General features: G+C 64.4%; 28 protein-coding genes and 1 pseudogene. 17 read left to right on the top strand and 12 right to left on the bottom strand.

Features of this window, described 5'->3' with window-relative positions; genetic code table 11:
• Window positions 1–195: carboxyl transferase domain-containing protein (locus tag CH296_RS02125; RefSeq protein ID WP_303396063.1), on the bottom strand; the 195-nt coding region annotated here is incomplete at its 3' end.
• Window positions 196–237: 42 nt separating this feature from the next.
• Window positions 238–1,380 carry an acyl-CoA dehydrogenase family protein gene (locus tag CH296_RS02130; protein WP_094683914.1) on the bottom strand — a complete coding sequence of 381 codons (1,143 nt, stop codon included), beginning with the start codon at window positions 1,378–1,380 and terminating at the stop codon, window positions 238–240.
• 94 nt (window positions 1,381–1,474) lie between these two features.
• Here CH296_RS02130 and CH296_RS02135 point away from each other — a divergent pair, with 94 nt between their 5' ends.
• The 6 genes from CH296_RS02135 (at window position 1,475) to CH296_RS02160 (ending at window position 4,905) form a co-directional block, all read left to right on the top strand.
• Window positions 1,475–2,056 carry a TetR/AcrR family transcriptional regulator gene (locus CH296_RS02135; RefSeq protein ID WP_222092734.1) on the top strand — a complete coding sequence of 194 codons (582 nt, stop codon included), beginning with the start codon at window positions 1,475–1,477 and terminating at the stop codon, window positions 2,054–2,056.
• Between the two features lie 81 nt (window positions 2,057–2,137).
• Complete coding sequence (locus CH296_RS02140) at window positions 2,138–3,157, top strand: LLM class flavin-dependent oxidoreductase (protein ID WP_032394268.1); 1,020 nt, start codon at window positions 2,138–2,140, stop codon at window positions 3,155–3,157.
• 85 nt (window positions 3,158–3,242) lie between these two features.
• Window positions 3,243–4,049: a transglutaminase family protein gene (locus CH296_RS02145; RefSeq protein ID WP_094683915.1), complete on the top strand. Its 807-nt coding sequence runs from the start codon at window positions 3,243–3,245 to the stop codon at window positions 4,047–4,049.
• Window positions 4,050–4,163: 114 nt separating this feature from the next.
• Complete coding sequence (locus CH296_RS02150) at window positions 4,164–4,334, top strand: CsbD family protein (RefSeq protein WP_008718579.1); 171 nt, start codon at window positions 4,164–4,166, stop codon at window positions 4,332–4,334.
• A gap of 86 nt (window positions 4,335–4,420) precedes the next feature.
• Window positions 4,421–4,681 carry a lipopolysaccharide assembly protein LapA domain-containing protein gene (locus CH296_RS02155; protein WP_094683916.1) on the top strand — a complete coding sequence of 87 codons (261 nt, stop codon included), beginning with the start codon at window positions 4,421–4,423 and terminating at the stop codon, window positions 4,679–4,681.
• Window positions 4,678–4,905: a hypothetical protein gene (locus CH296_RS02160; protein ID WP_094645482.1), complete on the top strand. Its 228-nt coding sequence runs from the start codon at window positions 4,678–4,680 to the stop codon at window positions 4,903–4,905. Before CH296_RS02155 ends, CH296_RS02160 begins: the two co-directional genes overlap by 4 nt.
• A gap of 49 nt (window positions 4,906–4,954) precedes the next feature.
• On the opposite strand, the gene CH296_RS02165 is transcribed toward CH296_RS02160, so the two are convergent.
• The 3 genes and pseudogenes from CH296_RS02165 to CH296_RS02175 all read right to left on the bottom strand — a co-directional run.
• Window positions 4,955–5,260, bottom strand: a complete 306-nt coding sequence (locus CH296_RS02165; RefSeq protein WP_094645483.1) for a hypothetical protein — start codon at window positions 5,258–5,260, stop codon at window positions 4,955–4,957.
• A 119-nt stretch (window positions 5,261–5,379) separates the two neighbouring features.
• The gene (gene thiD, locus CH296_RS02170; protein WP_094631561.1) at window positions 5,380–6,171 is read right to left on the bottom strand and encodes a bifunctional hydroxymethylpyrimidine kinase/phosphomethylpyrimidine kinase; all 792 of its coding nucleotides are present in this window, start codon (window positions 6,169–6,171) and stop codon (window positions 5,380–5,382) included.
• Between the two features lie 65 nt (window positions 6,172–6,236).
• Window positions 6,237–6,428: pseudogene (locus CH296_RS02175) on the bottom strand (ANTAR domain-containing protein); the annotation flags it as partial.
• Between the two features lie 186 nt (window positions 6,429–6,614).
• Between CH296_RS02175 and CH296_RS02180 the strand changes: the two are divergent.
• From CH296_RS02180 to CH296_RS02210, 7 genes are all read left to right on the top strand, one after another.
• A complete protein-coding gene (locus CH296_RS02180; RefSeq protein ID WP_094631559.1) occupies window positions 6,615–7,052 on the top strand; it encodes an SRPBCC family protein in 438 nt (145 codons plus the stop codon).
• On the top strand, window positions 7,049–8,368 hold the full coding sequence (locus tag CH296_RS02185; RefSeq protein WP_256980306.1) for an APC family permease: 1,320 nt from the start codon (window positions 7,049–7,051) through the stop codon (window positions 8,366–8,368). Before CH296_RS02180 ends, CH296_RS02185 begins: the two co-directional genes overlap by 4 nt.
• Window positions 8,365–9,957: an NAD(P)/FAD-dependent oxidoreductase gene (locus CH296_RS02190; protein ID WP_094683919.1), complete on the top strand. Its 1,593-nt coding sequence runs from the start codon at window positions 8,365–8,367 to the stop codon at window positions 9,955–9,957. Before CH296_RS02185 ends, CH296_RS02190 begins: the two co-directional genes overlap by 4 nt.
• Window positions 9,958–10,114: 157 nt before the next feature.
• Window positions 10,115–10,471, top strand: coding sequence for an STAS domain-containing protein (locus CH296_RS02195; RefSeq protein WP_032394260.1), 357 nt, complete (start codon window positions 10,115–10,117; stop codon window positions 10,469–10,471).
• 31 nt (window positions 10,472–10,502) lie between these two features.
• Window positions 10,503–10,892, top strand: coding sequence for an STAS domain-containing protein (locus CH296_RS02200; protein WP_032394259.1), 390 nt, complete (start codon window positions 10,503–10,505; stop codon window positions 10,890–10,892).
• A gap of 28 nt (window positions 10,893–10,920) precedes the next feature.
• Entirely contained in the window at window positions 10,921–11,370 is a 450-nt protein-coding gene (locus CH296_RS02205) for an ATP-binding protein (RefSeq protein ID WP_094631557.1), read from the top strand.
• 15 nt (window positions 11,371–11,385) lie between these two features.
• Window positions 11,386–12,645 carry a PP2C family protein-serine/threonine phosphatase gene (locus tag CH296_RS02210; protein ID WP_094683920.1) on the top strand — a complete coding sequence of 420 codons (1,260 nt, stop codon included), beginning with the start codon at window positions 11,386–11,388 and terminating at the stop codon, window positions 12,643–12,645.
• Window positions 12,646–12,667: 22 nt separating this feature from the next.
• On the opposite strand, the gene CH296_RS02215 is transcribed toward CH296_RS02210, so the two are convergent.
• Window positions 12,668–13,909: a TetR/AcrR family transcriptional regulator gene (locus CH296_RS02215; protein WP_094683312.1), complete on the bottom strand. Its 1,242-nt coding sequence runs from the start codon at window positions 13,907–13,909 to the stop codon at window positions 12,668–12,670.
• 210 nt (window positions 13,910–14,119) lie between these two features.
• Here CH296_RS02215 and CH296_RS02220 point away from each other — a divergent pair, with 210 nt between their 5' ends.
• Entirely contained in the window at window positions 14,120–14,515 is a 396-nt protein-coding gene (locus tag CH296_RS02220) for a LuxR C-terminal-related transcriptional regulator (protein WP_256980307.1), read from the top strand.
• 26 nt (window positions 14,516–14,541) lie between these two features.
• Here CH296_RS02220 and CH296_RS02225 read toward each other — a convergent pair whose 3' ends face one another.
• Complete coding sequence (locus CH296_RS02225) at window positions 14,542–15,471, bottom strand: MBL fold metallo-hydrolase (protein ID WP_094645492.1); 930 nt, start codon at window positions 15,469–15,471, stop codon at window positions 14,542–14,544.
• A gap of 2 nt (window positions 15,472–15,473) precedes the next feature.
• A complete protein-coding gene (locus CH296_RS02230; protein WP_094683921.1) occupies window positions 15,474–17,138 on the bottom strand; it encodes an FAD-binding dehydrogenase in 1,665 nt (554 codons plus the stop codon).
• Between the two features lie 128 nt (window positions 17,139–17,266).
• Here CH296_RS02230 and CH296_RS02235 point away from each other — a divergent pair, with 128 nt between their 5' ends.
• Window positions 17,267–18,469 (top strand): helix-turn-helix domain-containing protein, encoded by a 1,203-nt coding sequence (locus CH296_RS02235; RefSeq protein WP_094683922.1) that lies wholly within the window; start codon window positions 17,267–17,269, stop codon window positions 18,467–18,469.
• A 111-nt stretch (window positions 18,470–18,580) separates the two neighbouring features.
• On the opposite strand, the gene CH296_RS02240 is transcribed toward CH296_RS02235, so the two are convergent.
• Window positions 18,581–19,480, bottom strand: a complete 900-nt coding sequence (locus CH296_RS02240; RefSeq protein WP_094684073.1) for a 3-hydroxyacyl-CoA dehydrogenase — start codon at window positions 19,478–19,480, stop codon at window positions 18,581–18,583.
• 342 nt (window positions 19,481–19,822) lie between these two features.
• On the opposite strand from CH296_RS02240, the gene CH296_RS02245 reads away from it, so the two are divergent.
• Window positions 19,823–20,188 carry a DUF1330 domain-containing protein gene (locus CH296_RS02245; RefSeq protein WP_032394254.1) on the top strand — a complete coding sequence of 122 codons (366 nt, stop codon included), beginning with the start codon at window positions 19,823–19,825 and terminating at the stop codon, window positions 20,186–20,188.
• Window positions 20,189–20,246: 58 nt separating this feature from the next.
• Here the strand turns inward: CH296_RS02245 and CH296_RS02250 are convergent, their stop codons facing one another.
• Together CH296_RS02250 and CH296_RS02255 are read right to left on the bottom strand one after the other, a co-directional pair.
• The gene (locus CH296_RS02250) at window positions 20,247–21,071 is read right to left on the bottom strand and encodes a dienelactone hydrolase family protein (RefSeq protein WP_094683923.1); all 825 of its coding nucleotides are present in this window, start codon (window positions 21,069–21,071) and stop codon (window positions 20,247–20,249) included.
• Between the two features lie 139 nt (window positions 21,072–21,210).
• Window positions 21,211–21,588: a hypothetical protein gene (locus CH296_RS02255; protein WP_094683924.1), complete on the bottom strand. Its 378-nt coding sequence runs from the start codon at window positions 21,586–21,588 to the stop codon at window positions 21,211–21,213.
• Between the two features lie 68 nt (window positions 21,589–21,656).
• Here CH296_RS02255 and CH296_RS02260 point away from each other — a divergent pair, with 68 nt between their 5' ends.
• Complete coding sequence (locus tag CH296_RS02260) at window positions 21,657–22,205, top strand: TetR/AcrR family transcriptional regulator (RefSeq protein ID WP_143546306.1); 549 nt, start codon at window positions 21,657–21,659, stop codon at window positions 22,203–22,205.
• A 13-nt stretch (window positions 22,206–22,218) separates the two neighbouring features.
• On the opposite strand, the gene CH296_RS02265 is transcribed toward CH296_RS02260, so the two are convergent.
• Entirely contained in the window at window positions 22,219–23,013 is a 795-nt protein-coding gene (locus CH296_RS02265; RefSeq protein ID WP_094683926.1) for a MerR family transcriptional regulator, read from the bottom strand.
• Between the last annotated feature and the right edge of the window lie 54 nt (window positions 23,014–23,067).

The raw sequence follows: 23,067 nt of genomic DNA on the forward strand, positions 1-23,067 counted from the left end.
GGCGAGGGCGTCGAGTTCGACGAACGAGCCCTCGTCGAGCAGGGCGGTGATCCGCTCACGGGCGGTCAGCTTGCCTTTGGCGTGGACCTTGTCCACCGCCGCCTCACCGGACGGAATCTCCGCAACCGCGAGACGTTTACGAAGATCGGCCAATTTACCCGCAGTGGTATGGATATCGGGTTCGGTTGTGGTCATGCAGATGTCCCCTACGTTGTGTGGAATGGCAAACGGAGATCGTCAGTTCGTGGCGAGCGAGCGCGCGATCACCAGACGCTGAATCTGGTTGGTGCCCTCGAAGATCTGAGTGATCTTGGCGTCGCGCATGTATCGCTCGACGCGGAAGTCGCGGGTGTACCCGTAGCCACCGAACACCTGTACCGCGTCGGTGGTCACCTTCATGGCCGCATCGGTAGCGATCAGCTTGGCCACGGAAGCGTTGCGCGAGTAGGGAAGTCCGGCGTCACGCCGACGCGCAGCATCGAGGTAGGTGGCGCGGGCCGAGTCCACTGCCGCTGCCATGTCCGCCAACACGAAACCGAGGCCCTGATGGTCGATGATCTTCTTGCCGAACGCCGTACGTTCCTGGGCGTACTTCACCGCGTCGTCGAGCGCCGCCTGCGCGATTCCCACGGCTACAGCGGCAATTCCGAGCCTGCCTGCATCGAGGGCACTGAAGGCGATCTGCAGTCCCTGCCCCTCCACGCCGATTCGCCACTCGGTGGGTACGTGGACGTTGTCGTAGTGCGCGGCGGTCGTCGGGATCGCATGCAGTCCCATCTTCTCCTCGGGCTTGCCGAAGCTCAGGCCGTCGGTTCCGTCCGGAACGAGGAAGCACGAGATACCTTTCGACCCTTCGCCGGTACGAGCGAACAGGTTGTAGAAGTCGGCCACTCCGCCGTGTGTGATCCACGCCTTCGAACCGTTCACGGTGTAGCCACCCTCGGTCGGGGTGGCCTTGCAGCTCAGTGCGGCAGCGTCCGAGCCGGCCTGTGCTTCGGACAGTGAGTAGGCGCCGATCTGCGCCCCACCGAGCATGTCGGGGAGTTTGTCGGCTTTCTGCTGTTCGGTACCGAACGCCATCACGGGATAGCAAGCCAGACCGTGCACGCTCACTGCGACTGCAACCGCCGCCCAGCGCGACGCCAGTTCTTCGAGGACCTGGAGGTACACCTCGTACGGTTGGCCACCACCTCCCCATTCCTCCGCGTACGGCAGGCTCAACAGGCCCGCCTCGCCGAGGGTGGCGAACACTCCCTCAGGGTAGGTCTCACGCCGTTCGTGGTCGTCGACGATCGGGTCGAGGACCTTGTCTGCCACGTCCCGGGTCAGGGCGATCAGATCACGCGCTTCGGACGTGGGCAACAGACGGTCGACGGGCACGTGAAAACCTCCGGGGCTATCGAATCAGTACTGCCGGACGATCCGCAGTACTGATGCACAGTACTGCACAAGCCGATGCAGTACCATCCCTGATGTGAACGCACCCGTGACCTCGCATGCCACGGCACGCCGTTCCGAACTCTTCGACCAGCTCGTGAGCTTGTTTCTGGCGGAGGGCTTCGCACACCTGACCCTCGACACCATCGCGGCCCGGCTTCGGTGCTCCAAGTCCACGCTGTACACCCTGGCGTCGAGCAAGGATCAGCTGGTCGGCGGCGCAACGGTGCACTACTTCAAGTCCATGACCACGCAGGTGGAGAACGCGGTCGCCGAGGTGGACGGCACCCGCAATCGCATCACCACCTATCTCACCGCGGTGGGGGCAGCTCTCGAGTCCGCGTCCGAACAGTTCATGACCGACCTGGCGTCACTGGAGGCGGCCCGCTCGGTATACGAACGAAACACCGCCATCGCCGCGCGCCGCGTCCAGGAGTTGATCAGCGAGGGCGTGGCCAGCGGCGAAGTGCGCGACGTGCACGCGGCCTTCGTCGGGGACGTGGCCTCCTCGGTCATGGTTCGCATTCAGACTCGCGAGGTGTTTCGACTGACCGGACTGAGCGACGGCGACGCTTACCTCGAACTGGCGAAATTGCTGACGGCGGGCATCGGCGCGTAGCCGCGGAGCAGGGAATGAATCGACCTCGGTATGCGCTGACACCCAACGAATACAGTTGATCCTTCAACGAAAGAGCGCGTGATGAAGAAGATCGGATTTCTGTCCTTCGGACACTGGTCGGCGTCCCCACAGTCGCAGACGCGGTCCGCGTCGGACGTACTGCTGCAGTCCATCGACCTCGCGGTCGCCGCCGAAGAACTGGGTGCCGACGGCGCGTACTACCGCGTCCATCACTTCGCCAACCAGCTCGCGTCACCGTTCCCACTCCTCGCCGCCGTCGGTGCCAAGACGAGCACCATCGAGATCGGAACCGGTGTCATCGACATGCGATACGAGAACCCGTTCTACATGGCCGAGGACTCGGGTTCCGCCGATCTCATCTCGGGCGGGCGGCTGCAGCTCGGAGTCAGCCGAGGATCGCCCGAACAGGTCGTCGAGGGCTACCGCTACTTCGGCTACACACCGGCCGAGGGCTCCGATCACGCCGACATGGCCCGTGAACACACCCGCATCTACCTCGATCTTCTCGAAGGCAAGGGTTTCGCACAGCCCAATCCGCGGCCGATGTTTCCCAATCCGCCCGGACTCCTGCGCCTCGAACCACACTCCCCCGGTTTGCGGCAGCGCATCTGGTGGGGTGCAGGCACCCGCGACACCGCCGAGTGGACCGCGCGACAGGGCATGAACCTGATGAGCTCGACGCTGTTGAGCGAAGACACCGGAGTGCCGTTCCATCGATTGCAGGCCGAGCAGATCGAACGATTCCACAAGACGTGGAGCGACGCCGGACACGACTTCGCGCCGCGAACTTCGGTGAGTCGCAGCATTTTTCCGATCGTGAACGATCTCGATCGCGCCTACTTCGGCCGAGAGGGCAGCGGCGACGATCAGGTCGGCTACATCGACGGCGGCAAGGCCCGATTCGGCAAGACGTACGCAGGCGAGCCTGATCGACTGATCGAAGAGCTCGCCGCGGACGAAGCTATCGCAGCCGCCGATACGCTGCTGCTCACCGTCCCCAACCAGTTGGGCGTCGACTACTGCGCCCACGTCCTCGACACTGTGTTGCGCGACGTCGCTCCCGCGTTGGGGTGGCGCTGACCACTCGCAGAGTGGGAGGGGATTGGTATCGGCGGATACGGGTACTGGCAGCTCGTTCACCCGCCCTCGCTTGCCAGGAGTTCCCATGCTCAAACGCGACGTATCCGCGCGCCTCGATGTAGACATCACCGCAGCCACCACGCTCGAATTCCAGATCGCAATCGCGCCGCATCCGGGCACGACGGTCACCGAATCACTGTCCTTCGTTCTCGACGGCAACCCCATCGAGGCGAAGGAAGTGAGCGGGCCGCACGGCAACCGAATTCACGTCATGCCCGCCGACGTTGGCAACCTGCAGGTCTCGTACGACGCCACCATCTTGGGCAACACCACCCCGGCACCGGTCACCGACTACGACATGTCGCTCTACCTCCGACCGAGCCGGTACGCCGAGGCCGACAAGTTCTACGGTTTCGCCGCAACCGAATTCGGCGACTACGCGGACTCCGAGGAACTGCTGGCCAAGATCTCCGCGTGGGTCGGCGCTCGCCTGAGTTACGTTCCGGGGAGCAGTGATCCGATCGACGGTGCTGTCGACACACTGCTCGTCGGACAGGGCGTCTGCCGGGACTACTCGCACCTCGTGGTGGCCATGCTGCGGGCGGTCAACGTTCCGGCCCGCCTGGTGGCGGTGTACGCACCCGGCTGCGATCCGATGGACTTCCACGCCGTCGCCGAAGCCTTCGTGGGCGGCCAGTGGCGCGTCGTGGATGCCACCTGCCTCGCCCCGCGCTCGACGCTGGTGCGCATCTCGGTCGGTCGCGACGCCGCCGACACCGCATTCCTGGACAACCACAAGGGTGCCATCACGCTGAACAGTTCCGTGGTCACGGCAGTGGTCGACGGCGAGCTCCCCGAGGACGACATCACCGAACTGGTCTCCCTCACCTGATCTCCGGCCGGACACCGCCCCACTGTGATCTGCATCACACCAGCGTTTGCTTTCGGTGACGAAAACCGACTAAGTACCCGTTACCAACAATCACAGCCACCCGGAAGGACTCACATGAGCTTCATCGACAAGGCCAAGAACGCCGCGGAAGACGCCATCGGCAAGGCGAAGGAAGTTGTCGGCGACGCCACCGACAACAAGGACCTCGAGGCCGAGGGTAAGAAGGATCAGGGTTCGGCAGGCGTGAAGAAGGTCGGCGAGAACATCAAGGACACCTTCAAGTAACACCGCAATCGCATCGAGTGCCGCCGATCTCGATGATCGGCGGCACTCGCCTTTCACCCCTTCCACCTCACAGAACGGATTCCCTCATGACCACATCCACCGGCAACACCGAGACCACCAAGCGTCGCGGCGGATTCGCCTCGAAGTTCGCCCTCCTCGTCACGCTCGTCCTGGTCGCAGCACTGGTGATCTTCGTGCTGCAGAACACGATTCACACCAACATCAACTTCCTCGGCTGGAACTTCGAACTTGCTCAGGGCGTCTCCTTGCTCGGTGCCGCTGTCGTCGGAGCCGTCATCACGTTGACCGCCACCGCTGCGCTCAAGGTTCGACGCGCAGTCCGATGATCCCCCTGCTCGCGCGCAAGTACCTGTACCGCTACCTCATCGTTGCGATCGGGCTTCCCGTCCTCGCTCGGTTGTTGGCCCTCGCCGGCCAGAGCCTCGAAAAGCGAACGGGCAAGGACAATGTCGTGTCCAGAGGCCTGAAGTCGGCCGGTCGATTCGCACAACGGCGGGCCGACAAGTCGCAGGGCAAGAAGGATCGTGAGTCTCTTCGCGCACGCCGCTGAGCCGGTCGACCAATGCGTCGGCCGGCTGTACCGGCCTACCCGGCGACGATCAGTGTCCCGCCGGGTCGGTCAGCGACTTGCCTTCCCGAGCCTTGACACGTTTGCGCTCCAGTAGAACCAGTGCAATTCCGGCCGCGAGAAGAACCGGCGCGGCGATCGCACCGATCCACACCCATCCGGAGAACCCGTAGCCGGCGGCGGTAAGGGTGAGACCCAGGCTCACCAATGCAATTCCGATGAAGATGTATCCGGGCCAGTTTCGCGTGTCGACTATCGCCTCACCCGCGTGGCCGCGGGTCGTCCGATCGTCGTCGCGTGCGCCGGCGTCGGAATCGCTCGTGTTCTGGTGCGCCATGTGAACCTCTCGAGATGAGTGAGTGACGGCCACTGACCGCAGACCGGTCCTGAGGAGCGTTCACCGCCTTCACAGCGCGGTTCCCGTAAAGCGCCGTCGACAAACATCGGGCCGATGGTTCAGTCGTGCCAACTCACTGCGGCGAACGGGGCGTGGCTCGTCAGTCGTCCGACGATGCCTGCGTGTGCGAAGTTCTTGGCGGTGGCGACCGCGTCGAGCACGTCCACGCCTTTCGCGAGCTCGGCCGTGATGGCCGCGGCGAACACGCATCCGGCACCCGATACCCGCTCCTCGCCCACCTTGGGGGCGCGCAGCACGGTCAGTTCGGAACCGTCCCAGACGACGTCTACGGCCTCGTCGCCGGGCAACCCCGCACCCCCCTTGACCACCACGTACCGCGGTCCGAGTTCGGCAATTCGTTTGGCCGCCTCGCCCAGATCGTCGACGGTGGTGATGGCGTCCATTCCGGACAATGTCTGTGCCTCGAACAGATTGGGGGTGATCACGGTGGCCAGCGGAAGAATGTCGCGCCGAAGCGCATTGTCGGTGTCGAGCGCCGCGCCCGGCTCCTGACCCTTGCAGATCAACACCGGATCGACCACCACGTGCCGCCACGGCTGCAGACGCAGTGAGCTCGCCACGGTCTCGACGGTAGCGGGTGTGCCGAGCATGCCGATCTTGACGACATCGAGATCGTGTGCGGCAGTAGCGACTTCGATCTGATCGGCGATGACCGAGCTGTCGATGGGAACGAAGCGGTGGCCCCAGTCGGACTTCGGATCGAACGAGACGATGCATGTGATGGTGCCGACTCCGTAGACCCCGAGCCGCTCGAATGTCTTGAGGTCTGCCTGCAGACCGGCTCCACCGGTGGCTTCCGAACCTGCGATCACGTACGCGATTGTCGACATGACCTCAGTATGACAAGTACCTTTCGACCCGAAATCAGGTGGTCGCGCACCTGGTGGGGCGAACGTCAGCTCGGCAGATCGGGTTCGGTCGGGTGTTCACGGCTGATCAGCTGCGCCGCCAACGTCGATACCGGCACGTTCATTTCCTGTGACAGCGTACCGAGCATGTCGAACGCGCGGATGGCGTCGACGTCGAAGCGCTCCATGATGATCCCCTTGGCCTGACCGATTCGATCTCGCGAGGCCAGAGCGCTGCGGTGGGACATGACTTCTCCTCGATCTGCCGCACCGATTGAACCGGCCCGTTTCGGGGCATACGGCAGTGTCGGATCGTTCTACCGTGCGATCGCAGCACCCAGAGTGCCCCACTTCCAGTCCCGGAGTGTCGGCGAGCGCGGATCACGTGCTCACACAGGACGACAAGAGATTCCGGAGGCCGAATCGTGCCCACGAGCAGAGAAACCACAGCCAGCTGTGAGGACGTCTGGAGCGTCCTCGCGGACGGTTGGACGTACGCAACCTGGGTGGTCGGTGCATCCCGAATTCGCGCCGTCGACAACACCTGGCCCGCACCGGGTTCCACGATTCACCATTCCGTCGGCACCTGGCCCGCGGTGCTGAGCGACGTGACTCGTTCGGTGGGAATTCACGCCGAACGAGAGATACGACTCGAAGCGCGCGCCCTGCCGTTCGGCAAAGCGTCGGTCACGGTGCGGCTACACCCGATTGCCACCGGTTGCCGCATCGAGATCATCGAGCACGCGATCACTGCGCCGTTCGCCCTGGTGCCGAATCGGATACAGCATCTGTTGGCGCATCCACGCAACGCCGAGGCGCTCCGTCGGCTCGCCCTGCTCGCAGAGCGGTCCACAGCTCCGTGAGCAAGTCCCCACTGCGACATGCAGTCTCGGGAAAAATGCTGTTCGTCTTCATTCTCGGCGATGTGCTCGGTGCCGGAATCTACGCTCTCGTCGGCGAGATAGCGGGCGAGGTCGGCGGAGCGATCTGGCTGCCCATGCTCGTCGCCCTGCTGATGGCACTGCTGACCGCTGCGTCGTACGCAGAACTCGTCACCAAGTACCCACGAGCAGGCGGCGCAGCCGTGTTCGCGCAGCGGGCGTACAAGAAACCGCTCGTGTCGTTTCTGGTGGGATTCTCGATGCTCGCCGCAGGTGTCACCAGCGCCGCCGGCCTGGCGCTTGCCTTCTCGGGCGACTACCTGGGCGTGTTCCTCGACGTGCCCGCCGTCCCCGCCGCAGTGGTCTTCCTGCTCCTGGTCGGGCTGCTCAACGCTCGCGGGATCACCGAATCGTTGCGGGCGAACCTCGCCATGACGGTCGTCGAGGTATCGGGTCTGGTGCTGATCGTCGCCCTCGCCGGTCTCGTGCTGAGCCGGGGTGACGGCACGCCGTCCAGGGTCCTCGAATTCACCGACGCGACGACTCCGACGCTCGCGGTGCTCGGCGCGGCTCTGCTCGCGTTCTATTCGTTCGTCGGATTCGAGACGTCGGCGAACATCGCCGAAGAAGTCGAGGACGTGCGCCGGGTCTACCCACGGGCTCTTCTCGGTGCTGTCACCGTCGCCGGGGTGGTGTACGTGCTCGTCGGTCTCGCAGTGTCCACCGTCGTGCCCGCCGACACTCTGGCGCAATCGACCGGTCCGCTGCTCGAGGTCGTCGACGCTGCCGATGCGGGCATTCCGCCGTGGGTCTTCGGCCTCGTCGCACTGGTCGCCGTGGCCAACGGCGCACTGCTGACCATGATCATGGCGTCGCGACTGACCTTCGGCATGGCTCGTGACGGTCTGCTTCCCGGCGCATTGGCCAAGGTTCTGCCGGGCCGCAGAACTCCGTGGGCAGCGATCGTGGCCACCACCGTCGTCGCGATGGTGTTGTGCAGCACCGGTTCCGTCGCTGCGCTTGCGGAGACGGTCGTGCTGCTCCTGCTGTTCGTCTTCATCAGCACCAACGTGGCGGTACTGGTGCTTCGCAGCGATCGCGCCGACTCCGGTCATTTCCGGACGCCGACCGCACTCCCCGTGCTGGCACTGATCACGTGCGCAGTTCTACTGACCCAGCAGTCCGCGGCAACGTGGCTGCGCGCCGGATTGCTCCTCGCCGTAGGAGTAGCGCTGTACTTCGTCGGTAACCTGCTGACCGACAAGACCGATACCGACCAGAGGAGTGCAGTCTCATGACCACCACCGAGGTCGACGCGATCGTGATCGGCAGTGGCCACAACGGCTTGGTTGCGGCGGCAGCGATGGCCGACGCCGGCTGGGACGTCGTGGTCCTCGAGGCTGCCGAACATCCCGGCGGCGCTGTGCGCAGCGCCGAGCTCGTTCCCGGTTTCACCAGCGACCTCTTCAGCGCCTTCTATCCGCTGGCGCTCGCCTCGCCTGCCATGACTGCACTCGACTTGGAAAGCCACGGGCTGCAGTGGTCGCACTCCCCCGCGGTGTACGGCCATGCGCGGTCACCGCAGGACACCGACGCTCCGGTCGTTCACCACGACGTCGAGACCACCGCTGCGCGGCTGTCGGAACACGACGCGCGAGACGGCCGAACCTGGCTGCGGCTCTTCGAGCAGTGGGAGCGCATTCGCGAGCCCTTCATGAATTCGCTGTTCGGACCGTTTCCACCCGTCGTCCCAGCGGCTCGACTCGTCCACACCTTGGGGGTGCCCGAGACACTGCGCTTCGCGCGATTCGCGGCCCTCCCCGCCCGCGTGATGGCTCACGAGCTCTTTCACAGCGAGGCTGCTCGCTGCCTGCTGCTGGGCAACGCCATGCACGGTGACGTCCCGACCGATGCCCCGGTGAGCGGCATGATGGGCTGGCTGCTCACGATGCTGGCTCAGGACGTCGGGTTTCCGGCCCCTGTGGGCGGATCGTCTGCGCTGACGACCGCGTTGATTCGTCGTGGTGCCGCGTCGGGTGCGGTGCTCGAGTGCGGTCAGGCGGTCGAGCACATCGAGGTGCGCGGCGGCCGCGCTCGCGGGGTGCACACCGCTGCCGGAGACACGTTTCGAGCGCGTCGGGCGATAGTGGCCGACGTGTCCGCACCGGCTCTGTACGGTTCACTGCTTCCGTTCGACGCCGTGCCGCGCCGAGTGCACGACGACTTGCGCACCTTCGAGTGGGACACCCCGGTGGTCAAGGTGAACTACGCACTCGATCGTCGAATACCCTGGAACTCACCGTCTTTGGCCGACGCCGGCACCGTCCACCTCGGTGCGGACGACAACGGCCTCGTGCACTGGGCGGCAGATCTCACCACCGGAGTTCTTCCCCAGAGCCCGTTCATGCTGTTCGGCCAGATGACCACTGCCGATCGGAGCAGGTCACCGGAGGGCACGGAAAGCGCTTGGGCCTACACACATCTGCCGAGGGGCGTCGTCGACGACGCGGCCGCCGACACCGTGGCGGATCGGGTCGACGAAGTCCTCGACGCCCATGCACCGGGATTTGCCGATTCGGTCGTCGGGCGGGTCGTCCAACGACCGAGCGATCTGTGCGGTGCCGATGCCAATCTGCACGGTGGTGCGGTGAACGGCGGAACCGCGCAGCTGCAGCAGCAGTTGATATTTCGACCGACGCCGGGGCTGGGGCGGGCGGAAACGCCGGTGGAAGGACTGTTTCTCGGGTCGGCATCGGCGCACCCCGGTGGAGGAGTGCACGGAGCCGCCGGCCTCAACGCTGCCCGGGCAGCGCTGGGCCAGCGAGGTGTACACGGCTGGATGAAGAAGAAAATCACCGGTTCGCTCATCGACGTGTTGACCCGGTGACGGCGTTATCGAAACGAGATCTTTCGTTACTCGTTCGAGATGTGCGGCGGAGTCTCCTGCAATCAGGCACTGGCATCGTTGAAAGCACAACAACTCAGCGTTGTGCACCGCGCGGGCAGACCGACCGGGACGAACGCTTCGGGGAAGAGGTAAAGATATGTTGACCAGCACTGCAACGATGGAACGCTCCATTCGCGACGACGAGGGCGTGTTTCGGGTCGAGACCGTCGTTCGACCGGACGGACACAACATTCTGCGAGCGTCGGGCGAACTCGACATGTCGACCAGAGCCGAGTTCGTGCACAGCCTGGACCGCCTGGCCGCCGCCTCCGATCGGGTCTGTGTCGATCTGTCGGCGGTGTCGTTCATGTACTCCGGCGTTGCCAACGCAATAATCGATGCCACCTATGTACATCCGGGCAAGATCGCCGTGCTCGCGCCTGCACGATCGGTGCGTATGGTCCTGGAGGTACTGGGCGCAGGCGACCTGTTCGTCGACGCGTTTCGGTCGTGAGTTCGACTCGACAACAGGTAACGTCGAACCCATGCCAGACGAGCCGACCGGAGCAGCCTTCGAGATCGTGGCAGCGGACCACGACGCGACGACCGTGCTCACCGTTCGAGGCGAACTCGATCTCGACACCATACCGGAGCTGTCGGCTGCTGCGTTCCCGGCGGCAGACACAGCCCGGGCCGGACTCGTGGTGGATCTGACGGATGTGAGCTTCCTGTCGTCGAGCGCCATCACCGTACTGGTGCGAGTCTGCGATCGACTGCCCGATGCCTCGCTCATGGCGCTCGTGGCAGTCGATGGTGTCGTGGTTCGGCCCGTGCAGCTCAGCGGAATCGATCGGGTGATGGCCACTTTCACGACCGTTCCCGACGCGGTGGCTCACGTGCGGTCGGCAGCTCTCGACTCGGAAGTCGACCGATGACCGGCCGGTACCGGTTCGGACAGCGACGATGACCGAGAGCAGTCCCGGACCCACTCCACAGCGTTGGAGCCACACCGCACCGGCCGAATCGGCCGTGGCGACCGCGCTTCGACGTCGGCTGCATAACTGGGTTCTCGACCTGGGAGTGAGCAACTCATTGGTGGACGACATCGTCCTCGGGGTCTACGAAGCGCTCGCGAACGTGGTCGAGCATGCCTACCACGCAGTGCCCGAGCCCGGAACGATGACGGTCACCGCCGCATACGAACATCGAACCCTGACTGTCACGATTTCCGACACCGGAACGTGGCGGCCACCGACGCCGACGACCAATCGCAGCCATGGGTTGCAACTCGCTGCCGCAGTGTCGGACGACCTCCTCGTCGATCACCGGCCGGGGTTCGGGACCATCGTGACTGCGGTGTGGACCGATCCGGTCTCGGCAAGCCGCTCCAGTTCTGCCACCCGCTCGTCATGAACGAAGGGAGTGCCCATGTCTGCCACCGCTGCTGAATTGCTCGACAGTGCACCGTGCGGGGTGTTCTCCGTCGATGTGGCCACGGCACGGATCCTCTACGCCAATGCTGCCGCCGCCCGCATCACCGCACGCAGTCGTGACGCTCTCGTGGGAACTTCGGTCACCGACCTGTTCACGATCGAGTTCGAGCCCGTACTGACGGCGCTGATCGACGTCGCGTCGAATTCACGGGCCGACTCCCCGATCGGAGCCTCCGCGAAGCTGACCGTCGCACCCGACAGGAGCGATGCAATCGCCGTGTCGATACTCGCCAACGCCCTGCGCACGCCCACAGGTCCCATGACTGTGACGATGACGCTGCACAACGAGACCGAGCGGAACGTCCGCGAAAGAGATCTGATCGACGCCCGCGACAACGCCGAGGCGGCGCAGGACAGCGCCGAGGCCGCTCTGGACAGATCACAGGATGCACTGGGCGCCTCGGAGGAAGCGCGCAAGCAGGCCGAGGCAGAGAGAACGCAAGTGCAGATTCTGGCGTCGACCCTGCAACGCACCCTGCTCCCCCCGATCCTGTCCGCTCCGACGGGTATGAATGTGGCGGCTCACTATCACCCCGCATCCATCGACGAGGTCGGTGGCGATTTCTACGATGTGTTCCCCCTCGACAATCGGACATGGGGATTCTTTCTCGGTGACGTCAGCGGGAAGGGTGCCGGAGCCGCCGCCGTCACCTCGCTGACCCGATACACCCTGCGCGCCGCGGCGGTGTTCGACCGCGACCCGATCTCGGTACTCGAGAACCTCAACACCGTTCTGCACCACGAGTTCCACGGCGACGACCCACGTTTCTGCACAGTGGTTTTCGGCACCATCACTCCGGGCCCGGACGGCGCGGTGGTCGACCTCGCCAGCGGAGGACATCCGCCGGCACTGCGCATCGGTCACGACGCCGTCGTGGACTTCGTCGACACCACCGGTGGTCAGTTGGTCGGAGCATTGGCCGAGCCGCACTTCGCGTCGGCATCGGTGACACTGCGACCCGGCGACGTCATGGCCTTCTACACCGATGGGTTGACCGAGGCGATCGTCGGACCGGGGCGAACACGCTTCGACGACGACGGTGGCCTCGAATCTTTTGCTGCCGAAAGAGGTCCGACGACTGCACCGAAGATCGTCGACGATCTCACGTCACTTCTGGCTTCCTTCGGAGACGGTCTGCAGGACGACGTAGCACTGCTCGCCTTCGAGGTACCCCGGGTCGACGCCGACGCGTAGCTGTTCAGGCCCGCAGGCTCGCTCAACGTGCGCGTATTCCCGACAGGAACACCCGCAGGACGTAGTCGGAGACTTGTTCCGGACCTTCCTCGGACCGTGAGACGGATCTGATCACCACGTTGTTGGCGAGTATCGTCGCAAGTTCGCTTGCCGACGCCTCGGTACCGAAGTCGCCTCGACGCTGGCCACGTTCGAGGATCGGGGTGAGCGCCGAGGGCAGCGGGAGTTGCTCCCGAATGGTGGTGACAGTGCTCGGCTCGTGAAACTGCTCGAAGCTCAGTGCCAGCAGCATCCCCGAGCTCATAGAGCGGTTGCGCGCCACGAACTCCGCAAGCCGACCGACCGAACGTTCCAGAGCCGCAATGGGTTCCACCTCCAGTCGGGCGTCCGCACGACCCAGCCGGAGGACGCGCTCGAACTCGGGCGTCAGTGCGGCAACGATGATGTCGACCTTGCTCGGGAACAGGCGCTTGAGATCGGCAACGGTGAGCGAGGAAGCAGTGGCGATGTCGGCGAGGGTGACCGAGAAGTATCCGTGTGCCGCAAACAACCTCTCGGTCGCCGCGATGACGTCGGATTCGATGTCGGCCCTCGAATGATCGAAACCGTCGAGAGAAGCGGGCACGTCCGCGGGTCCCGCTGTGCGTTCACGACGATCCGAGTGAACTGGGTCCACCGCCCATTCCAGCAGCGATTCGACAGCCGTGGACGCACGAGACGTGGGCACCGTTCCCGGGCTGAGGGTCTCACGGAAAGCAAGACCGTCGAGCAGGGCGACGAGGACATTGGACAGTCCGGTCACCGTCAGCGGCGTTCTCACCGAACCCCCGATTGCACGGAGCTTGTGCCGGACGGCATCCTCGACTGCGGCGTCCATGGCATCGAATTCGGGTGCCAACGACGATCTCGCTCCGGCGTGGTCGGAGGCGATCATCGCGCCGATCATTCTCCTGCGCAGCAGACCGGAGGTCAGTTGCTCGAAGTAGGACGCGAGATCCGACGAGGCATGCTCTGCATCGCCGGGCTTCGTGTACTGCAGAGTCACGTGCGCGAGCAAGTCCTCGACGAACGCTTCCTTGCCACCACGCTCCCCGGCACGGGAGGACCCGGGGTACGCATTGTGGAAAGTCTGGTGCGACAACCCGGCTTCTTCGACGACCGAGGCGATAGACAGCGATCGTGCGAGCACCGACATATCGAGATCGGTCAGCAATCGTGAGCCCGCCCGCAGCAGTTGTTCGCGGGGTGTGGATTTCGGGCTCAACGACGACCGCCTACGGTATTCGATCCGGTGGACAGTGAACTATAACAATGGCCCCGTGAAGACCCGACTTTACAATCCGATAAACCTGGATCGACAGAAGCCTCCAATGCCGTGTTCTGTCTCGAACCCGTTGGTGTTGTTTCATATCCTCCGGCGTGGTCGGATGTCCGAAACACCCAAGTCGGACAGCAGGGGTCGGATGCAATGCGAGTGACGAGTACAGGTCTGTCGACCACGACGATTCAGGTCGCGTCCGGTACCGCGATCCATCCGGCGCAGCGATTCGCGCCGCGCCGCAGTGCATCGACCGTGCGCGCCAGGACCGTCGCAAATCCCGGTACCGAGACTCCCAGGTCACGGCAGGAAGCGACGAGGTTCGCCGATCCCGGACTCACCGCCCGCGAGATCGCGGTCCTGGGTGCGTGGTTGCGCTGCGACTCCAAACAAGAAGTGTGTGCGGTTCTGCACATCGCACTCGGCACGGTGAATACCCACCTGTCTCGAATTCGCGCGAAGTACGCCACCGTCGGTCGTGCGGCACCGACCAAAGCGTCGCTCGTGGCCCGGGCGCTGCAGGACGGCTTGGTCACCCTCGACGATCTGTGATCGTCAGCCCGCGTGCAGGGTCGGTGTCAGGCTCGTTCCGCCCACGGGTCCGCGCGTCGCCACAGGGTCGGCAATTCGAGGTCGATGTCGTCTCTCCGCGCGCAGGCGTTCAGCACATCGACGGAGGCAGACATGTCGTCGAAGACGTACGCGAGCGCTTGCAGTGGTTCGTCCAGGGACCGAAAGAAGTTGTCCCAGTGCGTCAACACCACGCGTCGGGCACCGACCGCCACGACCGTCTCCTGCCAGTACTGCTCGATGAACACGCGCGGCCGTCGACCGAGTTGCCCTATCGAGAGGTAGACCACGTCGGCACGGCGGCCTTCGAGCATGCCGGAACGAAAACCGGCGCTGCTGTGCACCAGTGCCGTACGGCCGCTGGGAACGTGTTCGATGTGCATCGACCATGCCTCCCCGCATCGGTACTCGCGCACCCGAGCCGGCTGGGTCAGTGGCCGCTCGATCCTGCCGTGCGCCCGATCCGGATACGAGTGAACCGATTCGACGAACGAGACGGCGAAGTTGCCCTGCACCGTTGTCTCGTCGTTCGCGACCACGACGATCCGGTCGTCCGGGAGCCCGGAACCCTGCCCGATGAACCCGGTCGAGGAACCGCCGACCAGAACTGCATCGGTACGCAGCGCTACCGCCGCCGAGTCGAGTGCGTGATCGTAGTGCGAGTGGGCACACAGCACCGCGTCGAGCGTGGTGATCCCCGCTCTGCGCAGGGCTGCATCGATGCGCCCCATGTCCGACCGCAGCGGTCGTACGAGGGTTTTCGGAAGCGACGGTCGCGAGAAGAAGCCGTCGGTGAGGATCGCCGATCGGCCGTCGTCGAAGAGCACGGTGCTGACACCGAGAAACGACACTGTCACCGGCGAATGGGGACCCGCCGACTCAGTGGTGGCGATCTCCGCCGGACCCGGCAGCGCGGGACGACCGATTCTGAGGGCCACCGTCACGCCTGCGCGGCGATCGCGCGTCCCGCCTGACGGCCGCCGAAGATGCACCCACCGAGGAAGGTTCCCTCCAGTGAGCGATACCCGTGCACACCGCCGCCGCCGAATCCTGCGATCTCACCGGCCGCCCACAGCCCGTCGATCGCGTGTCCGTCGCCATCGAGAACCCGGCCCTGCAGGTCGGTTTGGATGCCGCCCAACGTTTTCCGCGTGATGATATTCAGACGCACGGCAATCAACGGACCCGACTTGGGATCGAGAATCTTGTGCGGCGAGGCGGTACGCGCGATGCGTTCTCCGCGCGAACGACGCGAGTTGTGGATTGCGGAGATTTGCAGGTCCTTGGTGAACGGGTTGTCGACCTCACGGTCGCGGGCCTCGATCTGCCGCTTCAGATCGACGAAGTCGATCAGATTTTCGCCGGAGATCCTGTTCATGCCCTGGACGAGTTCGGCGAGGGTGTCGGCGACGACGAAATCCTCTCCGTTCTTCTTGAACGCCTCGACCGGTCCGCTGGCACCGGGCAGCACTCGACCGAGGACGAGCTTGAGGTTCTTTCCGGTGATGTCCGGATTCTGCTCCGATCCCGAGAGCGCGAACTCCTTCTCAATGATCTTCTGCGTCAGAACGAACCAGGAGTAGTCGAATCCACTGTCCTGGATGGCTTTCAACGTTCCGAGGGTATCGAAACCGGGAAAATTGGGCACCGGGAACCGTCGACCACGCGCGTCGAACCACATGGACGACGGGCCGGGAATGATTCTGATTCCGTGATTCTTCCAGACCGGATTCCAGTTCTTGATGCCCTCGGTGTAATGCCACATGCGGTCCTTGTTGACCAGACGTCCACCGACTTTTTCGGTGATGCCGAGCATGCGGCCGTCGACGTGTTCGGGGACTCCGGAGATCAGAGACTTCGGAGCCGTTCCCAACCGTGCCGGCCAGTTCTCCCGCACCATGTCGTGGTTGGCTCCGATGCCGCCCGCGGTGACGAGCACGGCTCCGGCACGCAGCTCGAACTCGCCCACCTCGACGCGGGTACTACCCGAACCTCGTTCCGCGGCACTGGGTTCGAGAACTACGCCGCGAACTCCCTCAACTGTGCCTGCACTGACGATGAACTCGTCGACGCGGTGACGAAAACCGAAGCGCACCAATCCCTTGTCGGCGGCCTCCCGCACGCGCCGCTCGAACGGTGCGACAACCCCGGGCCCGGTACCCCAGGTCAGGTGGAACCGCGGAACCGAATTCCCGTGTCCCTCGGCGAGGTAGCCACCACGTTCGGCCCACCCGACTATGGGTACCCACCGCACGCCCTGCGCGTGCAGCCAGGAGCGCTTCTCCCCGGCCGCGAAGTCGAGGTACGCGCGCGCCCACTGGTGTCCCCAGTAGTCCTCGCCGGCCGGATCGTCGACGCCGCGATCGAAGGTAGCGGTGCCGAGCCAGTCCTGCCACGCAAGCTCCGCGGAATCCTTGATACCCATGCGTCGCTGCTCCGGGGTGTCGACCATGAACAGACCGCCCAGGGACCAGAACGCTTGACCGCCCAGGTTCTGCTCGGGCTCCTGGTCGAGGAGGAGCACCCGTTTTCCGGCGTCGGCCAGTTCGGCGGTCGCCACCAGTCCGGCCAAGCCTGCACCCACCACGATCACGTCTGCGTCCATTGCCCCACTCTTCTGCTCGACCCGACTGTCTCCCTCGACTGTGCTGTCGTGGGTGCCGGAACTCAAGGAAATCGGCTTCGTTGACAATACGGTTCATCAGCCACCGACAAATATGAGACGATGCCGCGATGTACCGAGCCCGGGCCGCGGTGGTCGCCGAGATCGAAGCGGAACTGGTGGCTGTGGTGGCGTCGGCAGTGCAGGCCGTGCGGGATGCAATTCCGGTCTACCGCACCCTGGACGGTCCGCAGTCGGCCGATGTCGAGGCGATCGCCTACTGGTCGCTGCGTCGCCTGATGACGCTGTGGGCAGGCGGAGATCCGGCTCTCGACGGACGTGATCACAGCCGATTTCGCGCGATCGGTGCGGCCCGCGCAGCCGACGGCCGACCGTTGGCCGACGTGCTCAGAGCCTATCGAGTTGCATCGAGCGTGTTCGTTCGGCACGTGGCGACCGAGTACCTCGATGCGCTCGACCCACCGGACATCGCCGATCTCAGCCTGGGCGTGCTCGACGCCATCGACGCGATATCCGAGGAGATCATCGGCGCGTACATCGTTGCGCGCGAACAACTCACATCCAATCGGGCGCAGGCTCACGCCCTCTTGCTCGACGACCTGCTGGCGAACAGACACAACTCGCCCGGAGCGGTGGCCGATCGCGCCCGCGAACTCGACCTGGAACTGTCCAGTCACCCGAATCTACTGGTGGTGGAAATGACAAGCGCGGGCAGAGCACTGACCGATGACACCATCGAATCTCTGGTTCTCGCACTGGGACTCGCGCCGCCCGATCGCACCGCGCCGTCAACGACGCGCAGTCACCTGTGCACCCGACGCGAGCAGCGGGCGATCCTGCTGCTGCCTTCCTCGATCGGTCGAGACCGTGCCGACGGCGCGTCCCGAGCGACCGGTGTGCGTGGATGCCTCGTGGAGCTGTCGACCATTGCCGGTGTCAGCGGCGCGTGGAGGCTCGCTTCCGATGCTCTGGACACGGCACCGGATCATGCGTTCGACGATCGTGCCGTGCTCGACACCGGCGACGGGCAGCTGCTGGCACTGTTGACCGCGCGGCCCACCGCGGACACGAGCGAGGTGGTGCGCACCGTACTCGGCTCGCTCATCGAAGCCGCGAATGCGCATATCCTCGACGGGCTTTCGACCTTCATCGCCACCGGCACCGCCACGGCCGCAGCGGCACAGTTGCATGTGCATCCGCAAACGTTGCGTTATCGACTGCGCCGAGCCCAGGAACTGACCGGCCGAGATCCGCGATCGGCGTGGCATCGGCTGGCACTCGACACGGCGATTCAACTGCGGCAACTCGGTTGATTCGGCTCGGCGGCCATCGCTGCGGTGCGCGACGGGCTACGACAGGAAGCTGTCCGGGCCATACCTCGACAACAGCCTCTTCCATCGGAACGAGACAGTGATCGAGCGCGTTCAGTTGATGTTCCACGACTCGACAGCATCGAGTCGCCGGCCGTCGGAATCGTACGTGTAGAAACCCTCTCCGTCCCCGAGGCCTGTCTTTCCCGCGTCGATGCCCTTCTGCAGCATATCGGCGAATTTCACTTGGTCCTCGCCACCGCTTGCGCGCGCGATGTGTGCTGCGACGTTGAAGCCGACCGTGTCGTATATCTGGAACGGACCCGCGGGCGCCCCGGTGGCTATTCGCCATACATTGTCGATGTCGGCAGGATTGGCAACACCGCCGACATAGAGGTTGGCTCCTGCTTGCAGCAGCGGAATCAACAGACTGTTCAACACGTATCCCGGTACTTCCTTTCGGACCGGAACGGGAACGAGACCGATCTCCGAAGCGAAGTTCAATACGGTATCGAAGTGAACGGGATCTGTTGCAGCAGTTGCCATCACCTCACCTGTGTTGTACCGCCACACGAGATTGGCGAAGTGCAGTGCGAGAAATTTATCCGGCCGCCCGGTGGCCTCCGCAAAGCTGCTGGGCAGTAGCGACGACGAGTTGGTCACGAAGATAGTTCTCGGCGGGGCGGACGCGCCGATATCCGACCAGACACGTTTCTTCAGCTCGAGATCCTCCGGAACCGCTTCGATCACCAGGTCGGCGTCCGAAACGGCTTCCGCGACGCTGGTGGTGGTCGTGATGGATTCGATGGCCTCGTCGAAGCGTGCCTCGTCGAAGGTCTTCAGGTCGCGCTTGTAGTATCCGCGCATCCATTCCCAGCGATCCGGCAGTTTGGCCAACAATTCGTCTGAAATATCGTATCCCACAACGGTTTTCCCATGGTACGCCGCCTGCATCATGATCTGCGAACCGAGCACTCCAGTTCCGAATACGGTCACTTTCTCAACATCGGCCATGGACGACACACTTCCCATTCATCGAGTCACTGGTTTCCCGCTCTACAAGTTCTACCGCTGACCATGGAACCACCGTCTCGGCATCGAACAGCGGATCGACTCGCTGAACGAGCGGTCGACTGTCCCGAGGAGCTGTCACCCGGGCCAAGAAATCGAGCGCGCTCCCATGACAACCACCATGGCCAACCGCCCGGCGGTGTCACCGATACTGTCGGTTGTATCTGCATTCGGAGGCCCTTCGCCGCCGTCCGTGCTGGATTTTCGATGCGTGGTGCCGTCGGTGGTGCGTGCGCGGTGGCAATTTCCTCTCCATCGGATCGTCGGCTGACGCATACTCGATCGATGGCTGTCGATCCCCGCGGAAGAGACCTCAGGCGCTATCTGGAAGAAGACCCCGGTGGGCCTGTGGTGATGCTCAACCTGCTGCGGTTCGCCGACGGTGGCCGCGATTCGTACGCAGAGTATGCGAAAGCACTGGACGAGACGTTCCTCCCGCGCTACGGCGCGACGGTGCTGTATGCGGGCGACGGCTCGACGGCATTGGTAGCCGACGACGGTCAGGCCTGGGATGCGGTTCTGCTGGTGCAGTACCCCTCGCGCAAGGCGTTCAGCGACATGGTGGCCGATCCCGATTACCAGGCGGTGACGGCACTGCGGACCGGCGCGTTGAAGGAGGCGGTTCTGCAGGCCACCGTTCCGTGGTCGTGAATTCAGGGCTCGCCGACCGAGTTGCTCGGTACTCGGCAGGGGCGAGACAGCGATCTACTCACTCTGTCGGCAGCAACCGACTACGGAACAGGTCGAGCACCTGATCCAACGCCTGCCGTGTCGGCTCCCCCGGAGCATCGATCAGTCCTTCGGTGACGACCGAATGCGGCGGTCCGAATGCTTCCGGGTTGAAGGCGGAGTCGGGCAGTTCCACCGAGACGAATGCGTCGCCGAGCTGCTCGCGCAACCATTGGAATCGCGCGGGCGGGCACATCTTGTCGCCTTCGAAACGCATCCCCAGGACCGTGAGCTCGCCTGCTGCACAACGACTCTTCACCTTGTCGAGGTCGCCGGGGGTGATGTCGATGGACCTAGCGCGAGACTTCGATGCCGCGAACGGAAGTGAGGGCTGCGAGAGCACCGGTGCGATCAGTCGATCGTCCGCTGCCATCGCAAGAGCGAATCCGCCGGTGAAGCACATTCCGATGGCACCGACGCCCGGTCCGCCGCAGCGCTCGTGCTCCTGCGCTGCCAGAGCGCGCAACCACACCACGATGCGCGACGATCTGCCGGTGGCCAGGATGGTGAATTCGCGGCTGATGCATGCCGGCACCATGGCGCGGGACATGGTGGCCACGGTGCCGAGCGGTCCCAGCGGGGCGGCCAGCGGATCCTTGCCGTCGACTCCGAACAGGTGCGGAACAACGGCCGTACAACCGATTCCGGCAACGGTTCTCGCGAAGTCCGCGACCCTCGGAGTGATGCCCGGCATTTCCGACATCACGATCACGGCCGGTCCGGTTCCGATGCGATATACCGGCGCGGTCCGCCCGTCCGCGGTGAACTCGGTTCGCTCGAAGTCGGCCAGCGTGTCATCGGTCATGGGAGTTCGCCCTTCTGTCGGATATCCACCGCGCCCAGCCGACGCATGCCGTCCAAGCTAGCCGTGCTTCACGAAATACGTCACCCCGACCGAGGATGTACGACAGGCGGCGACCGATACCGACGCGCTGACCGGATGATCACCAGGAATCCGAGTCCGCGATGATCGTCACGCCCAGCACGACGAACAGCGTTGCGCCGGCGGCCACTCCGGCCAGACTCGCCGCAGGCGCGCCCGCACGACGTCCGATCACACTTGCCGCGACGTCGAGAACATCGATCACGATCCCGGCCTCCACAGCTGCTTTGCGAACGTCTGCGGATGGGTGGTGCAGTGCCATTCCCAGCGCGAGATCGCGAACTCCGAACAGACGCGTCGCCACCCCCGCACTTCCGGCTTGACGCATGGGTCCGAGACCGAAGGCACGCCACGAGTGCGCTGGACTCACCCACGAGACCACTCCGGCGGTCGATCGCAGAACCGACAGGGCGAGCAGTGGAGTCGAACGTGTACGCATGACGTCTCCTTCGAGTTGTAGTGGTCACTACAACTCAAGCTACCTGTAGTGGCCACTACAATCAAGGAGTGGTCAAGAGACATTCACGCGAGGAGATGCTGTCCGTGGCACTGGACGCCGCCCTGGAAGGCGGCCTGAGCCGCTTGACCTTCGGCAGACTCGCAGCGCGTTTGAAGATCAGCGATCGCACGGTCGTCTACTACTTCCCGACGAAGGACGACCTCGTCACGTCTGTGCTGTCGGTAGTCGGAGATCGATTGCAAACCGTGTTGGCCGCGGCGTTCTCGACGCCGATGAGGGATCACCGCGCGCTGGTCGCGACGGCGTGGCCGGTTGTGGCACAGCCTGAGTACGATCCGCTGTTCGGTCTGTACTTCGAGGCGATCGGACAAGCAACAGCAGGACTCGAGCCCTACAGATCTGTGGCCTCGCACTTGGTCGAGGGCTGGATCGAATGGCTCGGGGGCTTCGTGGTCGGCGACGCGCACCATCGACGAACGGAAGCGGCAGCTGCCGTGGCGATGCTCGACGGCCTTCTGCTCATGCGTCTTCTGGGAGGCAGTGACCTCGCCGATACTGCATCGACCTCATTGCTCGATCACCGACGAATCCGCTGAGGGACAAACGGATTCAGGACGCCACCGGTTCCGAGATCGGCGTCTGGAAGGACCACAGGTGACCCTCGAGATCACGAACGCCGTACTCCCTGACGCCGTAGGGCATGTCGGTGGGCGCGTAGTCGATTGCTGCGCCGGTTGCGGACACCCGTCCATGATGGGTGTCCACGTCGTCGATCAGGACAGCGAGCGAGGCGGTGACCATGCCGTTGGTCAGGGGCGACACCATCCGATGTTCAGGAGCCTCGCGGTGCAACCAGACAACACCGTCACCGGCGTGAACCTCGCCGTGGACTGCTCGGTCGCCGTCGTATTCGATCGGTCCCGGTGCGAGTCCCAGCACGTCGACGAGGTAGGAATGGGCTGCCGCGATGTCTCGATAGACGAGCAAGGTGGTACGCCTGGTCACCGCCGGCTCGTCGGTCGACAGGCCCGACAGCAGGTCCAACAGGGCGTCGTCTCCCGGCTGAGCGCCCTGCAGAAGCCGGTCCTCGACCGCCCGAACCCGTTCGCGCACCCGGGCGAGCTGTGCCATCCGATGGTCCAGGTCGGTCAGGTGCTGCCGCGTCAGGTGCTGGAGGTCCATCGCTTCCGGATCGACATCGGCAAGCGGTGTACCCAATTCTCGGAGCAACCGAATTCGGTACAGCCGATCGAGGTCTCCCCCGTCGTACCGACGCCTGCCCCCGCCGTCTCGGTCGGGGGCGAGCAAACCCAGTTCCTCGTAGTACCGCAACGTACGTTCGGTGACGCCGGTTCGACGCGCGACGTCACCGATTCCCCAGGTGATCGGACCGTTGTTGTTCATGAATCAGACGGTAGAACCTCACGTCACGTCAGGAGCAAGCTCGACCGAAGTCGG

The sequence above is a fragment of the Rhodococcus sp. 14-2496-1d genome (genome assembly GCF_002259365.1).
GTDB lineage: Bacteria > Actinomycetota > Actinomycetes > Mycobacteriales > Mycobacteriaceae > Rhodococcoides.